Source organism: Pseudoalteromonas sp. R86517 (assembly GCF_042466295.1).
Taxonomy (GTDB): Bacteria; Pseudomonadota; Gammaproteobacteria; order Enterobacterales; family Alteromonadaceae; genus Pseudoalteromonas; species Pseudoalteromonas atlantica.
The window spans coordinates 600,537-615,483 of sequence record NZ_JAXHCB010000001.1; the positions used below are offsets into that span (position 1 = coordinate 600,537).

Genomic DNA, 14,947 nt, shown 5'->3' on the forward strand with positions numbered 1-14,947 from the left:
AGTTGAAGTATTTTTTAATTACCATGTAAAAGTTTAAAAAGTTATTAAATTTCAGCGTGTTGTGTTTTTATTTTATTTTGGCACCTGCATTGCACCTTCAAGTTACTGTTAAGCAGTAAGTACAAAAGCATTTATCAATGATATTTAGCGAGGAGGTACAAAGTGAAGGGGTTATTTTCAAAGGCATTGTCTACAAAGGTAAAGCACATTACGTTACACGCTACGCTTGCAGGCTGCGTTAGCGCCATGCTAACAGGGCAAGCGCTAGGCAGTGCAGATCTTGAAAGTGTGGCACTTGCCAACTCTTCATTGACCACTTACAACTCGCAACAACAATTGCAAAATGGCGATTATTATTTTGATCAAAATGCAGCACAGTTAATAGCGCGCACCGAAAAAGCAATTAACTGGTACACAGAAATAGTTAACAGTGGCGGGTTTACTCCTTTATACACTAATGAGTTGCTTGAACTTGGCAGCACCAGTAAAGCGGTGAGTCAGTTAGCGCTGCGTTTGTATCAAGAGCGTGACTTAACCAGCAATGTATGTGACACCGCAATGTGCACATTTGATAAAACCATTGAGCAGGCTGTGCAACAGTTTCAGCGTCGCCACGGTTTAAAGGTTGATGGGCGAGTAGGCAAGCGCACCTTAGCTAAGCTTAATGTACCCGCTAAGAAAAAATTGGCTAAATTAAAGCTTAACTTTTACCGCATAACTAACTTCGCAGGCTCAAGTGATTCGCAGTATGTGTATGTAAACATACCTGAGTACACATTGCGCTATGTAAAAGCAGGCGAAGTAAAACTACAAAATAACGTTATTGTGGGTAAGCCGAGCTGGGAAACACCAGCCTTTAGTGACGAAATCGAAAAATTTGTAGTAAACCCTGAGTGGCGCATACCAACCTCTATTGCAACCAAAGAAATAGCACCAAAGGTGGCTAAAGATCCTCAGTACCTTGCTAAAAATAATATCGAAGTTAGAAAAAACAGCTACCTAGATTCTAAAACAGTTAACCCCAGTAATATTGATTGGCAGTCTATTAAGCCCTATCAGTTTGATCACTTTTTAGTTAAGCGTGCAGGGGATGAAAACCCACTTGGCGAAGTGAAATATCTGTTTCCAAATCCTGAGGCCATTTATGTTCACGATACTCCAGCAAAGCAGCGTTTTAACCAAGCGCAGCGTGCGCTATCACATGGTTGTATAAGGGTTGAAGAGCCATTTTCATTGGCGCGTGAAATAATTAAGCACCAAGGTGAAGAGCGCACCCTTAAGCAAGTGGATAAAGCCAGAGATACTGATACCACTCAAACTTTTTATTTAAATGAGCCCTTACCTATTCATTTAGTGTATTGGACGGCGTGGGTTGATGAAGACATGTTCGTTAATTTTAGAGACGATATTTATCAACATGACGCAAAAGCATTACTTAAAAACGAAGATCAGTCAGTCATTGCTGCATTGATAAAATAGACTATGAGAGGATTTATGCCGTTTATACCACGTATTTTAGGCTGCATATTAGCGCTTTGCGTAAGCGTAGGTAGTTATGCCGCCGAGCCAGTGAAAAAAGCACACCCAAGCGTTGATATTCAAAATAAAGCAAATTTTGAAGATGCAGAGTTTAGCCTAAAAATTAACGACATAGTAATGCCGTATTCGGTGTTTTCTGTATTTGTGATGCCTAATGAGGCAGTTGAATTTGAAGTGCTTTACGCACAATCAAAACGATCCTATTCATTTATTAATAACCATAGCAACGCCACCTTAACTGATACAAATCGCTGGCAGTGGCAGGCGCCTAAAAAGCCTGGCTTAACACGGGTAATTATTGAATCCCCCGACAAAAAGCAACGTATGACAATTAATGTGTTTGTTAAAGTACCTGCAGATGAAGTACAAGGTGGAAAGCTTAAATATTACCACATTGGCCATTACCCAACGCCCTCACAAATTAAGGATAGTAAGCATTACATAGTGCCCGATGGTTTTGTAAAGGTGACCCCAGAGAACGAAAATATAAAAATATCACCGCATTTTTCTCTTAAAGAATTTGTGAGTAAGCAACGAAGTAAGCACCCTAAATATTTATTCTTACAAAACAAGTTGTTACTTAAACTTGAAAAAATACGCAAAGAGCTGATTTTAGAAAACATACCGGTTAAAAATATGGTGGTAATGAGCGGTTACCGCACCCCTTATTACAACAAAGCCATTGGTAACGTAAAGCTTAGCCGCCATGTGTTTGGCGACGCTGCCGATATATTTATAGATAACGACGGCGACTACCGTATGGATGATATAAACAAAGACGGCAAGCACTCTATTGGTGATGCACAAGCTATGGCTAGTATAGTGGAGTCGCTCGCTAAGCGAGAATCATTTAAAGGCTTACTTGGCGGTTTAGGTGTTTACGGGCCAAAATCGCATCGCGGTGCATTTATACATGTTGATACGCGTGGTTTTAAAGCGCGCTGGGTGAGTAAGTAATTGCAGCTGCATCACCATTTAGTATAAAGCTAAACTAGTTATGTCTAACTATGCTAAAGATTAGCTAAGCCAAGTAAGGGGAGTTTTCTTGGCTTTTTATACTCTTTGTTTTAGCAGTATTTTATATACTTACTGCGCTAGCCTTTTTTGTTTAAGGCTGAGGCGCTTATGTGAGCTATAAACATGATGTATATCATAGGCTTTAACAAGGTATGCATCAATTTCTACAGAAATCAGTCCTGATAATGGTTTTATTTCTAGTGTGCCAATATCCTCAAGGTTTGCAGATAACAAAGCTTTGTTGCCAAAGGCAAAAAGCGTTTTATTACACTCGCGCAAGTCACCATTTACATATAACTTAATGCCACCAAACCAATAATTAATTATTTTAATTTTGTTTGATTTGACCGTGAATTCAAACGACTTTCTCATTCATAGATCCTATTATAAAAAGCGTGGAATATCAGGCTAATTTTATACGAAACTTTTATGCTACTGCAGCATAAAAGTTTCGTACTCAAGCTCTTCAAATTGTTTTGATAGCCAATAAAGACCAATTACAGATGTAATTATGGTCGAGAGCGCAAAACCGTAACCATAAAACTGTGGTCCTAATGCAATTGAGGCAATCGTAAATACGATATTGATAAACAAAAACAGCCCAGATAAAAATAATACGGTGGCACGCTTATCTAAGTAAAATAAAATATTTAAAATAGACAAAAATATAACCTGTACACCTACACCCACCACATCAATAAACAGCAGTGTTTTATAGTTAGGGTCTATGCCTATAAAGGTCAGTATTTGCTCGCCCCACAGTAATAAGCACGCAACGGTTATACCTTGGATTTTAAATATATCGTAAAGGCCGCCTTGCGCTGTTTGCACCATTTTATCTTTTAGGTAAAAAATTTCTTCAAGCGATGAGCCACCTCTAATGGCGGTATAAAAACGGTCGTATTGTTCTACAAAGTCGGTTTCCATTCTGACTAAAAATACCGCCATTCCTGGAATAATGGTTAAATAGGCTAAAAATATAGGCAAGTCGTAAATAGGGCTTGCTCTTAATGTGCCTATAATTTGAATAGAGGTAGCGGGGGAGTACCAAAAAATAATTTTATCGGCCCACACGCCTATGTTGTAAAAAAGCCCACAAAAAAATAGGCTGTAATACACTTTTTTATTGTTTAAAAAATCAAAACTAATGAGTTTACCGCCAGGGTAGCGACGAATAATCATAAACAAAAAGCTAAAAAAGAGCAGCGCTTCACCGGCAAAAAAAGCAAAAAACAACCCGTCTATTTGCCAGTCGCGCAGTAAAAATGCCAGTAACACCATAAAGCTGTAACCGCTTAACATGGTTACTAAAATAAGCCGGTACTCCTTCATTCCCGACAAAAATATAGCGCCAAGCCATTGGTTACATAAGCTTACAAACGCCCCTAATATTATTATTTTAGTCACAACAGGTAGCGGTAGTATTGGCCATACAGCTAAGCCAATCAGTAATGCGGCAAGGGTGGTAACAAGCTGCGCGCCAAGTAAATTAGGCAGTACCTGCTCGTCCTTTTTTTGAAAAAACAGATCGGCAACAAAACGCGTTAATAATAGCTGCAGGCCGCCGGTTAATATAAGGGACGCTGCCATCATATACGTAATAAGCGTTAAAAACTGAATAATTAATACTTTTGGCAGCACGACACCTAGGCTTAAAATACCAATTAGCATGAGCGCAATGATAGAAAGCAGCCAAGGGCCTGAGCCTATTAATCCCGCATAACCGTATGCTTCAAAAACAGAGAGTAGGGTGTTTTTTTTGAGAATTTTACGTATCTCAAAACCTATTCCGGCCATGCGATTGTATCCTTGTAAAGTTTATCGTAGCGGGCAAACATATGGCTCTCGTCGTAGTATGTTTTAACACGGTTGAGGCCGTTTTGTTGGTACTGATACCATGTTTGCTCATTTTCCAATAGGGTAATTATTTGCTGTGCGGTTTCGCTGGGTGAGGCAATAGAAACTACTTCGCCAGCTTTACCAAGGGCCCTATCTTCCTCGCTTGCCCCTTCTATTATTTCTCGGCACGAGCCCACGTCACTTGCAAGTACAGGTACGCCTGCAGCCATTGCTTCAAGCAGCACTAATGGTTGAGCTTCAGAAATTGAAGTCAACGCAACAATACCTAGCTTTGGGAGTATTTCGACGATGTTTTTCATGCCGGTAAACGTAATGTTTTTGTCTAAATCTAGGCTGCTTACTAGTAGCTGGCACTCTTTATAATACTGTGGGTCTTCCTCAAAAGGGCCTATGATCCAACCTTCTATGTCTGGCAGTTCGGCTTGGACCTCTTTAATGGCACGAATAAAGGTTTTAATATCTTTAATTGGCACTACACGGCCAATTAACCCAACCACCATAGGGACCGATTTAGGTCTCGCGTTAAGGGCATCAACAAAGCGTTTTGTTTTTATACCATTAGGCACTACCGAGGCTTTACTTTCGCAGGCACCATCTTTAATTTGCCTTTGTCTATTCCCTTCATAAAGCGAGATGATTTTGTCGGCTTGGTTATAAGTAGTGCGGCCAATTTGCTCAAAAAAGCTGATCCACATTCGGCGAATAAAGCCCATTTCAGTATTTAGGTTTTTACCTAGGCTTTGTTCAGACTCTTTTATCCAGCTGGCCTGTATTAAATCTATTTTACGCTCTTTAGTATAAATACCGTGCTCGGTAAGCAAAAATGGCGTGTTGTGTATAACGCTTGCACCTGCGCCCAATATGCCAGCATAGCCTGTCGAAATAGAATGAATAAGTTTAACATCGGGGAGTGAACGGGCTATTTCGGCTATTTTAAACAGTGGTTTATACAAATTTCTGTACGACCAAAAAAAGTCGATAAATGACGATTCATCGCAATAGGTTAAATAATAGTTTGCCAGCACCTGCCACGACGACTCGCTGTATAAAAAATCGGCTTCGTTGATGCCGTCTTTTTTAGCTAGATTTTCAAAGGCAAACTTTACCAACTCCGTCGGTATTGGGTCTTTACAGTCACGGAAATACCCTTGCAATTGCTGCCAAAAATCAAACAGTTCTTTTTTATATTTAAGGCCATGTTTCGCTTTTATTTTTGTACTGTGTTGCGTAACTAAATAATGCACATGCAGATTAGTTACATTACTCGGTAGCGTGTACTGAATGTCGCCGTAGTGTTCGGGTGCGCCACCAACAAACACTAATTCAAAGTTATAGTGAGGCAGGCCTTCTATAATTTGGTGTACCCAGCTCGATACGCCGCCCCGTACATAAGGGTAAGTGCCTTCAAGTAAGAGTAAAATGTCGGCTTTTTTTTCACTCATGCCAATACTCCTGTAAATGGCGTAACTCAGAGCCTTTAGGCTGTAGTGCTAGCTCTTCAAGATAGCGCTGACAGTCTGTGTAATTGTGTAATCCAAAGGCGACTTCGGCTTTATAAGGTAGGACGTGGCGCCTAGCCATGCCTAATTGCGTGGCTAAATTTAAGCTTTGCTGCGCTTCATTTAATTTACCGAGCGCAAGTTGAATTCGCCCTAAAAACACATAGCTTGCTGGCTGCGGGTTAAACTTTATACTTGTTAAGGTTAACGCTTCTGCTTTTTCTAGTACGTACTTTTTTAGTGCGCCTTGTGCTAAGCCTAAGTAACTAAGCTCCCAATAAAGCTCGGCTTGTTGGCGTTGCAAATTGCTCAATTTAGGTTGTTGCGTGGTATTGGCTATAGCGTGTTGGCACTGGCTTATTTTTTCGTTCAGTTTAGTTTCTTTGCTATCAAGAGTTGAATAGGCAAGTAAGCGAATATCATCTTCTAAGTCTTTTAATGCCAGTTTGAGTATAGGAATAGCTTGGGCATCGCTCATGTGCCGTGCAGCCATTACTGCACTTAGGCGTTTATTTGGCTCACTGGCGTGTTTTAAAATAGCCTTTAGTCCACCCATTGAGTAAATAGGCGTTGCTGAGACACTTCTTGCTTCAAAGGGCAGGGTAGGAACCTTGTGCTCTACAATATCAATGTCGTTGTTTTTAAGTGGTTTACTAAGGGCAAAAGTAATGGCAAATACCACTCCTAAAATACCAAATACAGGCAAGGTAAATAGCAACAAGAATAACAGCGCTGAGCCACTTTTTAAGGTGGTTTTGTATTTGTTAGGAATAAACGCATGGCTTACAAAGGTAAAGCACAGGCTAGCAATGCCATGTAATAAAACAATCAACAGCCAGTTAGGCGCATCTAAAATATGCGCAAAAGCAAAGTATTCACATAAACAGCCAATAAAAGCGGCAACGATAATTTTAATCATGGGATGCAACTAACTTAGCGATGTGTTCGCTGCTTATAGGCAATGCCATTTGTTCTTCTATTTTAATTTGCAGTTGCTCAACGGTTTTACCAAAGTGCTCGATACACCAAGTATTAATACGCGATATAAAGCCACTTTTGTCCAGTTCACTTGCCATTGGCATAAGTAGTAATAGTGTGTGGTTTTGACTATCGTAAAGATAAATATCTAAACCTCTGCGAGCTTCACTTAAATACTCTAATAATTGGCGCGACTCTTCACTTGTTTGCATTGCTTTGAGTTTAAGCAGCTGCGAGGGAATATTATAGCGTTTAGCTTCTTTGTTCGCCCTGCGTAGTTGCCTTACAAAATAAGGGGTTTCTTGTGGGGTCATTACTGGGTTGGTAATTTCATGATGCAGCAAATCGCCAATGTTACCGGCCATAACGGCTAGCAAAGTAAGTGTGGTGTTTTTAAGGGCAAAAAATTGAATGCTTTGTACTAAAATCACGCCGTAAATAGTGTTATTAATATCAACCAGTGGGATAGCAATATGGTATTGGCTAAATTTATTTTTAACCTCTTTAACAGAAACCAGTTCGCGCTCTTCAAACATGGCTTTAATAAGGGGGTCTTCCATATTTAGCTCGCCCATAGCACCTATGCTTGCTAATGGCTGCTCTATTATGGTGTTGTTTTCTACTTTATAAAGCGCTGCTTTTTCAAGTGAGCCATATTCAACAAATAAGTTTAAAATGCTATTTGCCGCACTGTCTAACCGTCTTTGTGTTAGTTGCCCTATAACGGCCCGTACCGCTTGGAGCGATTCGCGCAGGCTAAGAGTATGACCTGCTAACATTTGCTCAATCCGGTCGTGGGATGAGTTTATTAAATGGTATTGGCGGGTAAAGGTTTCTAATCGGTTAGTTACATATTCAAGCTCAATACTTTGCTGTTGATTAGTGCGCTCCCATACATCTCTGAATTCGCCAGCAATCATAATTACAATTAAATAACCAATCATGGCGTTAATATTAAATTCGTTAGGTTGCGCTAATACTTCGCTTTTGCTTAACATCAATTGCCCGGCTAATAAACATAATATGCTTATAAAGCCTTTTGAAAAACCATAGCGCAAAGCCACTAACAGCGGCCCAAGTACCGGCCACGAAAACCCATTTTCCGTCCAAAAGGGGTCTTCGGCGTTAAATATAACCGGCAGCACAATTGCAAGCGCGGTAAATACAATTACCTCAGCCCAAATTTGTAGCTCAGGGACCTCTCTTGGTCGAAAAAAATGTGTTTTCACTCACTAACCTCAATGTACGAAATTAAATCGGCGATGACATCTTGTGCTGTCGCGGCAATACTGTCGCGGCCCCAACCACTTTTTGCGATAGTGCCCGTCCAAAGTGGGGTTGTTTGACCTTTAGCCGTTAAGCTAAGTGTAAGTGCGACTACCGGCTCGCCATCTAGACCCGCTTTATAACGCCATTCTTCTATGCTACCTGATAACACATAGTCTGTTTGCTGTGTGCTTAACCACTGCATGGCGTTATCAAGACGGTATTGATCGTCAAGTGGCGGAAGGTCTTTAGAGTTACTGCGCGGTGCACGTAATAACGTAGGAAGCTTATTTTGCTGCCAAATACTTGCAAGTATATCTTCTGCACGTTCACCGGCTAAGGGGGTTTGCGCATGATTTACCAAAGGCATTAAAGCCACGGTAGTTGATGGACCTAGCTCTACATCATCAGCCACACGGCTGGTGGTACATGCACTGAGCACTAATACCAAACACGGTATGATTAAACGAAACATATTCTCTCCTAACATTAAAAATGTACGTAATAGCCTAATTGTAATTGTGTATCTGAGTTACCCACTTTATTGCTACTTTGATAACCCAGCTGTAATTTAAATAAATCATCCCCTAGCACTGACCAGCCCGCACCACTTGATACTGAAATGTCGAGGGTGTCGTTTAACGTTTGATAACCCGTACTGATGTCGAATAACCACGAGGGGCTTTCGCCTAAATAAGGGGGAGCTAAGTTTGAGTTTGACGAAAGCGAAGTGCCCAGAGCAAAGCGCCTAAAAGGTTGTATATCAATAAGCAGCGGTCGCGCTCTTTGATCTATGCCTAAAGGGGCTAATGTGCGTTCAAAGTCTTGCCATTGAGCACTAAAATAAGTACTCCAAATAGGGCGGTCTTTTAAAATAGTGTATTGATAGCGGGCGTTATATTCTTGACCGCTGACAAGCGTTGAGCTATCACTGCGGCGCTTAAATGCCATGGCGGCTGCCGAGAACTGCATGTTTTGACGCCCATCAATAGCGTAATTTATATAAGCCGTGGTTTTATTTAATTTGGCAAAGCTAAGTAAGGTTTCTGATTGGCGGTTTTCAACGTTGTGCTCAAGTTTTACGCCTACCTGCGTGCGCGAGTCCCACTGGTAACGCGCATCTAGGCTCAAGCCTTGGCGGCTCATTAAATTGCCCTGATGAGAGTCTACTTTTGCATTAAAGTACCAACGACCCCATGTCATTTTATCTTCTATGGCAAACAGTAACCCGTTGTTATTTAGGTTTTGTTGATTGCTAATGCTAAGTTTCCATTGCCCTTTAGCATACGGAAAATAAACATTTACATCGTATTGGCTAGTGTTTAAACCGGCCTCGGGGGATAGGTTAATCTCTAATGCTCTAAAGTAGCTGGTGCGGGCATTACGTAATAAAGACGTTTCGGCTTGTGTTGGCTCGTGTGTTAACTCCTCATACCAACGCTGCATAGTTGCATAAGGCTGCCTTAAATAGAGCAAAGCACTTAGCTCATCTATTTTGCCTAACGTTTGCGTATTTACCAGTGCTTTTACTTTATTAAACTCGCCGTTGCTCATAGCCAATTGTAGCTTTTGCCATGGCTCAAGTTTTTGTGCTGCGCGTCTGGCTAACCACCAGTTGGCGGTTGCGTTGTTTATAGCCTCAGGTGCTATGTCATCTAAGCTGCTAAATTGGCGTAAGTGGGGCACGGCCATTGCGCCGGCCCATTGGATCATTAAACCTCGGTATGCGTATTTGTCTTTTGGTAAATGGTTTAATAAGTAATGTTTCAGTTCGCTGGCATTAGCGTAGTAGCCTAACTGGTTCATAACATCGGCTAAATTTACTAAAGTGGTTAAATCTCGAGGGTTACTAATGGCTAATTGGCGCAGATAAAAATAAGCACTATTAAAAGCTTTTTGATGAATAGATAAACTCGCCAGTAATTGTGCCCACTCTCGGCTGGGTTCATTGCTTGAGTAGTTAGCTAAAATACGCTTAATCATAATGGTGTCGTGCATTTGCAATGCAAGCCAGCCTTGCGCTAGTACCACATCGGGATTGTATTCACTTAGTTTTGCTGCGCGGTTAAGTGTTGTGTATGCGTAATTTAAGTCACTTTGATTTTGGTACCAGTTTGATAATATTAACCATGCAGGGTAAAGCGCTTTATTATAACGTTGTTTTTCAAGAGCCTGATGAGCACGAGTAACGTGTTCTTCATCGCCAATTTGCGTGCTTAATAAAGTAATTTGGATTAACTGTCTATCAGTGAGTGCGGTTTGTTGCCATAGGTAATTTAATAACCCTTGTGGGTTGTCTGCAAATTTTAGCTGCTGATAATGCAGCATATCACCTACACTCAGTGGGCTAATGTTTTTTAATTGCTCTAAAGCGTACAGTTCTTCTTTTTTATCATTTACACGCAAAGCCATATCAACGCGGGCACCCCAAAACTCATCATCGTTACTACGTGCTTTTTGCTTTAAAATGGCCAAAGCGGTTGTAAAGTCATCGTTTAACCAATGCGCTCTTGCAAGCCAGAGTAAGTCTTCTTCGTTTTTTGGCCCTGCGTAGTGAGGCCACAAAGCTCTCAGTCCAGCTAAATTACCGGTATCGTGTAACACCTTGGCTTTCCAATATTGTGAAAGAGGTGTTTTTCCATTTATTTGCTCATAGCGCTCAATATGATTAAGCTCTTGTTTTGCGTTACCAATAAATTCGTTGGTTTGCATCCAATTTGCAAATCCGTTGCCTTTAAGCTGTCGGTTTTGCGCTTTATATTCGTAAATGTCGTTGGCATCTTGATATAAGTACAAGGCATTCGCATCATTAATGCTGTCGGTCAGCATAGCTACATCAACGGCTTTATGGGCCATTAACCATTTAAATTCTTTAAGCGCCTGTTCAGGCTTATTTTGCCAGCGCATAATTTTCCAATTTAAAAGCCTCAGCGCTTTATCATTGGGTGTTTTAAGTAATAACTTTGCGATTAATTGTTCAGCTGCGTTTGCATTGCCATTGGCTAAGTTTAAATGCATGGCTTTGGTTAAATATTCGCTGTTATTAGGCTGAGTTTTTAATAATTTTTCTACTGCTTTTAAGGCTTCTTTATTATCACCCGCTAAGTTTGCAAAATATAATGTACGCTCGGTATTAGCGGTATCACCGTATTTTTTCCACCATGTGTAAGCTTGTTTTGGATTGTTAGCACCCAGTGCGGTTTCAATGGCTTTTTGGGCTACATCGGCATTAATGTGGGTTTTATAAATAGCGAGCGCTTTGCCAGGCTCACCTGCGCCTAACCAAAAATCAGCGGCTAATAATGGCTGTGCGTGTTGCTCATAATATTGCGCTACGTTTGCATTGAGCCCCGTGGCTTTAGCTATATTTAATAACTGGTTATCCCAGTGTTTAAATGCCGCAAGTTTAAGTGTTAGTTCTTCAAAACGGTCATCTTTATTTGCGCCGCTATCAACCCACAATGCGTATAAAAGTTTTATTTCTAATTCAGTTTTTGTATCGCTTTTAGGGAGTTTTTCAAGCTCGTTAGTCGCTTGTGAATACTCATTTAAGCCCAGGTGAATGGCTATTTTTTTGGCGCGTAGTTTTTCATTATTAGGGTCGCTACTTAATGCGGCATTTAAGTAGGTTTTTTCAAAGGTATAATCTTGCGATAGCGAGTCGTCTTCAAAAAATAAGGTGTGCGGAAACAGCGCGTAAAGTGAAAAACAACTAACCGCTAATATAATTAAAATGGTTTTAACTGATACTAAGTGAGGGCGCTTTTTGTTATTCATTATTGAGCCCTTGTTGCGCAGTTTAAATAGCCATAAAATTCGCCAGCAGGTAATGTAAACTGCGTTGTATTGCCAAAGGTTTTTCCGCTAAAGCGCTTTCCCATATGCGAAATGAATTGACAATTGCGAGCATTTTTAAGCACAATTTTAGCCTCAATCCACGCTTTAAAGCTGACAGGGCCGTTTACCTGCCAATTACTAAACGCGACATTAGCAGAGAGCAAATAAGGTTGGTTATCTGGCGTTGTATGATCAAAGTTAATTGTGGCTATTTCATCGCCCAGGTGAATATAGTTTCCTTGCGCGGTTACCCCTAAAATACCCTGGCTGTTAGTCATATTGGGCACATCAAAAATAGCAGGCAAGCGCAGCGTTTTTATATATTTAGAACTAAATAGCCATTCGCCGCGCGTATTTTTAGAAAGCGCAGAAAAATAAAAGTCTTTGGCAATGCGTGCATATTGACTTAAATGCACCGGGGTATTTTCTTTGGCTAATACGTAATCAATATTGTAATGCAGCGCATCAAGCCCTGCTGGCACTTCGCCAGAGTAAAAATGAAAGTAAATTGTGTAAGGCTTTAACCTGTATGGTTTTTCGGTTATTTCAAATGTTTCTACTAAGCGTTTAAAACCATAGTAAGGGCCGTGCCATAAATTGGTGTAAACATTTTCGTTTAAAATGGGGGCGTATATTTGATACAGCAAATCTCGCTCAGGACGGCCAATAGGTGATATATGCGACAAGCTTGGATTGTCGGCATTTACGTCGGTATTTCCTCCATTAACGTTAATTACACCGGCATCGCGGGCAAGTTCGAGGGCTTTTGGGCCAGGGGTTGCATCACCTGACCATAGCATCATCACGGTTTTTTTATTTTTTGGTGCGAGTCGCTCATTAATGTAATTTACTGAGCCCGTTATTTCTTTATTTAAATCGATGGCGTCATAACCGGGTACATCTAAATGAAACCCGTAGTCGGTGTCGTCTTTATTTATTTCTTTTCTACCTGATAAGGCTGTCCAAAAATAGGGGTGGCTGTAAGTGTGTGATGCCACTTCGACATAAGGAAGCGCAAAAATTTCTTTGGCTATTTTTTCAAGCTTTGGGCTGTCAGCGCCATGCAATCCGTTAGGCTCAATATCGGCTTGGATAATTGAGGAGGTAAGTGGTAGCTTGTATTTTTTTATAACTTCATCGCGCACAACTTCTGCTGCGTAAGGTTTACCTGCAAAGTGTGCAATGCTCGTAAAGCCGTCGCCATCAATATGAAGGGTTAGCATACGCCGACCGCTTAATGTAGTTGTATCTGGGGCTAGTATAGGCGCAAGCCCCATTGCTTTAGTTAACACGGCTTTGGGGTCTACAACCCAGTTACTGCCCTCCATAGGCAATGTATCTATAAGCCAAGGTGCCGCGATAAGTGCGCCGTACTTAGTTTTACTTCCTTGGGTTAGGGTAGTGCCATCTTCAGCGTGTATTGATATTAATGATTGCGCATTCTCTGCAAGTGTTAATAAATAGGGCTTTACAATAGCGGGCGCAGTGGTTGACTCACCCTTGAGCCAAGGTGACATAGCTGCGAGTTTATAAGGCCCATTTGAAGGCAAATTAAAAGGCTCTACTCCTAAGCTTTTAAGTAACTTATTAGAAGGAGGGAGCTCGCCAAGTACCAGTTGCGGTACCACGCCTAAGTTACTTTCGAGCCACTCAATAACCTGTGCATTATAAAATTGATCGCTCGTCGTCCAAGAGATAATGCCAGCATGGAGGCTGGTATCTACTTTAGGTAAAGGCGTGTTAGCCATGTCTATGTAATCAGGTATGTAGCCTAAATACTCAATCATTGTGGCAAGCTTTAAGTGAACCGTGGTGTATATAAGTGGCTTTACATTACTGTTGTATGGAATAAGTATGCGCCTAGGCACTGGCTGTATATTTGATGTCCCCCAAGTTTGAAGGTGCCCATCAGTAACCCAAGGAGCATAACCTTGGGCAATAATTTGTTTAGCCATCGCAAGGCGCTGCTGTGGTTTAGCGTAATCAATTACCTGTACGTTAAAGCCCAGTGATTGTGCTTTATGGAGCTTTTCATTTAACCAAGCTTGATCGTTCTCAGTAGTAAGTTTGTAGCTGTTATCTACTGGATTAAAGTGGCTAAATAGCCCCTCTGCAACTAAATCAGAGGCGTAATCGTTAAGCTGTGGCAGTAGCTCAAACCCTCTGTTTAAAATTAAATGTTTATTAAATGTACTCGACAAACCTTTAATTATATTCACAAGCCCCACTTGTTGAGCCGCTTTATCGTAATCGGGTTTTAATAATTGGTAGCTGTCGAGCGTATCTAAAAATAAACCGTTAAAGCCTCGTTGTTGTAATTCACGTGCTTGTTTTTGCAGGTGTTGTTGCCAATGCTCAGCGGTTAAATCAGCAATATGGCTATTCCAGTGTGGATTTTTTGCTACTGAGGATTCATTTTCAGTAAACGATTCTCCCACACTTAAATAAGCGTATACGCTAATGTTGCGCTCTTTAAGCCAATTAAGTTCGTGTTGAGTGATGCTTTGCGGCTGCACAACAACCCGTGAATAAAAGGTCATTTCGGCCAATGGCATGGGGGATGAGTAATAAAAGGCAATGCTCTTGTTAGCAGGTTGAGCGCACACGTTTAAACAAATCAACAACGTTAGATATAAGAAGTACTTCATTATTATTTTTAAAAACCACAGCCTAAGTTAACGTTGAACATTGTCCCGCTTTTTGTATAAGTATTTATTATTAGAATTGTGATGATTATATGTTAAATAAAAATGCCTGGCTACCTTAATGTGAGATGAATAGTGGTGGAATTGCTTGGGTATTAACTAAGTAAAAGGTAATGAAAACGCCTTACTGCACAGTGTTTTCGATAGGAAATTGCGACTAATGTCGAGTGATAATGTATATCTAAAGCGCTGTAATCTAATTATAATGCGCCCACCTTGCCAGCCCTTGGCAACCCCCTGCGCTAT

Annotated in this window: 10 protein-coding genes; 2 read left to right on the top strand and 8 right to left on the bottom strand. The window is 40.8% G+C overall.

The features are described 5' to 3' along the window. The first annotated feature begins 162 nt into the window (after positions 1–162). Together SJY38_RS02655 and SJY38_RS02660 are read left to right on the top strand one after the other, a co-directional pair. On the top strand, positions 163–1,479 hold the full coding sequence (locus SJY38_RS02655) for a murein L,D-transpeptidase (RefSeq protein WP_377109255.1): 1,317 nt from the start codon (positions 163–165) through the stop codon (positions 1,477–1,479). 15 nt (positions 1,480–1,494) lie between these two features. Further along, positions 1,495–2,496 (top strand): D-Ala-D-Ala carboxypeptidase family metallohydrolase, encoded by a 1,002-nt coding sequence (locus SJY38_RS02660; RefSeq protein ID WP_377109256.1) that lies wholly within the window; start codon positions 1,495–1,497, stop codon positions 2,494–2,496. 129 nt (positions 2,497–2,625) lie between these two features. On the opposite strand, the gene SJY38_RS02665 is transcribed toward SJY38_RS02660, so the two are convergent. From SJY38_RS02665 to SJY38_RS02700, 8 genes are read right to left on the bottom strand one after another with little or no spacing between them, the layout of a single operon-like run. Beyond that, the gene (locus SJY38_RS02665; protein WP_377109257.1) at positions 2,626–2,928 is read right to left on the bottom strand and encodes a hypothetical protein; all 303 of its coding nucleotides are present in this window, start codon (positions 2,926–2,928) and stop codon (positions 2,626–2,628) included. A gap of 60 nt (positions 2,929–2,988) precedes the next feature. Beyond that, positions 2,989–4,353, bottom strand: coding sequence for an exopolysaccharide Pel transporter PelG (pelG, locus tag SJY38_RS02670; RefSeq protein ID WP_024033100.1), 1,365 nt, complete (start codon positions 4,351–4,353; stop codon positions 2,989–2,991). Further along, the gene (pelF, locus tag SJY38_RS02675; RefSeq protein ID WP_377109258.1) at positions 4,341–5,858 is read right to left on the bottom strand and encodes a GT4 family glycosyltransferase PelF; all 1,518 of its coding nucleotides are present in this window, start codon (positions 5,856–5,858) and stop codon (positions 4,341–4,343) included. Before pelF ends, pelG begins: the two co-directional genes overlap by 13 nt. Beyond that, a complete protein-coding gene (locus tag SJY38_RS02680; protein WP_377109259.1) occupies positions 5,851–6,834 on the bottom strand; it encodes a tetratricopeptide repeat protein in 984 nt (327 codons plus the stop codon). The genes pelF and SJY38_RS02680 overlap by 8 nt, the downstream gene beginning before the upstream one ends. Further along, positions 6,827–8,122: a PelD GGDEF domain-containing protein gene (locus SJY38_RS02685; RefSeq protein WP_377109260.1), complete on the bottom strand. Its 1,296-nt coding sequence runs from the start codon at positions 8,120–8,122 to the stop codon at positions 6,827–6,829. Before SJY38_RS02685 ends, SJY38_RS02680 begins: the two co-directional genes overlap by 8 nt. After that, positions 8,119–8,634 (bottom strand): hypothetical protein, encoded by a 516-nt coding sequence (locus SJY38_RS02690; protein WP_024033096.1) that lies wholly within the window; start codon positions 8,632–8,634, stop codon positions 8,119–8,121. Before SJY38_RS02690 ends, SJY38_RS02685 begins: the two co-directional genes overlap by 4 nt. A 14-nt stretch (positions 8,635–8,648) precedes the next feature. After that, on the bottom strand, positions 8,649–11,936 hold the full coding sequence (locus SJY38_RS02695; protein ID WP_377109261.1) for a tetratricopeptide repeat protein: 3,288 nt from the start codon (positions 11,934–11,936) through the stop codon (positions 8,649–8,651). Next, positions 11,936–14,644 carry an endo alpha-1,4 polygalactosaminidase gene (locus tag SJY38_RS02700; protein WP_377109262.1) on the bottom strand — a complete coding sequence of 903 codons (2,709 nt, stop codon included), beginning with the start codon at positions 14,642–14,644 and terminating at the stop codon, positions 11,936–11,938. The genes SJY38_RS02695 and SJY38_RS02700 overlap by 1 nt, the downstream gene beginning before the upstream one ends. Between the last annotated feature and the right edge of the window lie 303 nt (positions 14,645–14,947).

What these genes read in the sequence shown, in the direction of transcription:
- SJY38_RS02660 (WP_377109256.1), top strand. Translation starts at nt 1,495, where the DNA reads ATGCCGTTTATACCACGTATTTTAGGCTGCATATTAGCGCTTTGCGTA.
- SJY38_RS02665 (WP_377109257.1), bottom strand. Translation starts at nt 2,928, where the DNA reads ATGAGAAAGTCGTTTGAATTCACGGTCAAATCAAACAAAATTAAAATA.
- pelG (WP_024033100.1), bottom strand. Translation starts at nt 4,353, where the DNA reads ATGGCCGGAATAGGTTTTGAGATACGTAAAATTCTCAAAAAAAACACC.
- pelF (WP_377109258.1), bottom strand. Translation starts at nt 5,858, where the DNA reads ATGAGTGAAAAAAAAGCCGACATTTTACTCTTACTTGAAGGCACTTAC.
- SJY38_RS02680 (WP_377109259.1), bottom strand. Translation starts at nt 6,834, where the DNA reads ATGATTAAAATTATCGTTGCCGCTTTTATTGGCTGTTTATGTGAATAC.
- SJY38_RS02690 (WP_024033096.1), bottom strand. Translation starts at nt 8,634, where the DNA reads ATGTTTCGTTTAATCATACCGTGTTTGGTATTAGTGCTCAGTGCATGT.
- SJY38_RS02695 (WP_377109261.1), bottom strand. Translation starts at nt 11,936, where the DNA reads ATGAATAACAAAAAGCGCCCTCACTTAGTATCAGTTAAAACCATTTTA.
- SJY38_RS02700 (WP_377109262.1), bottom strand. Translation starts at nt 14,644, where the DNA reads ATGAAGTACTTCTTATATCTAACGTTGTTGATTTGTTTAAACGTGTGC.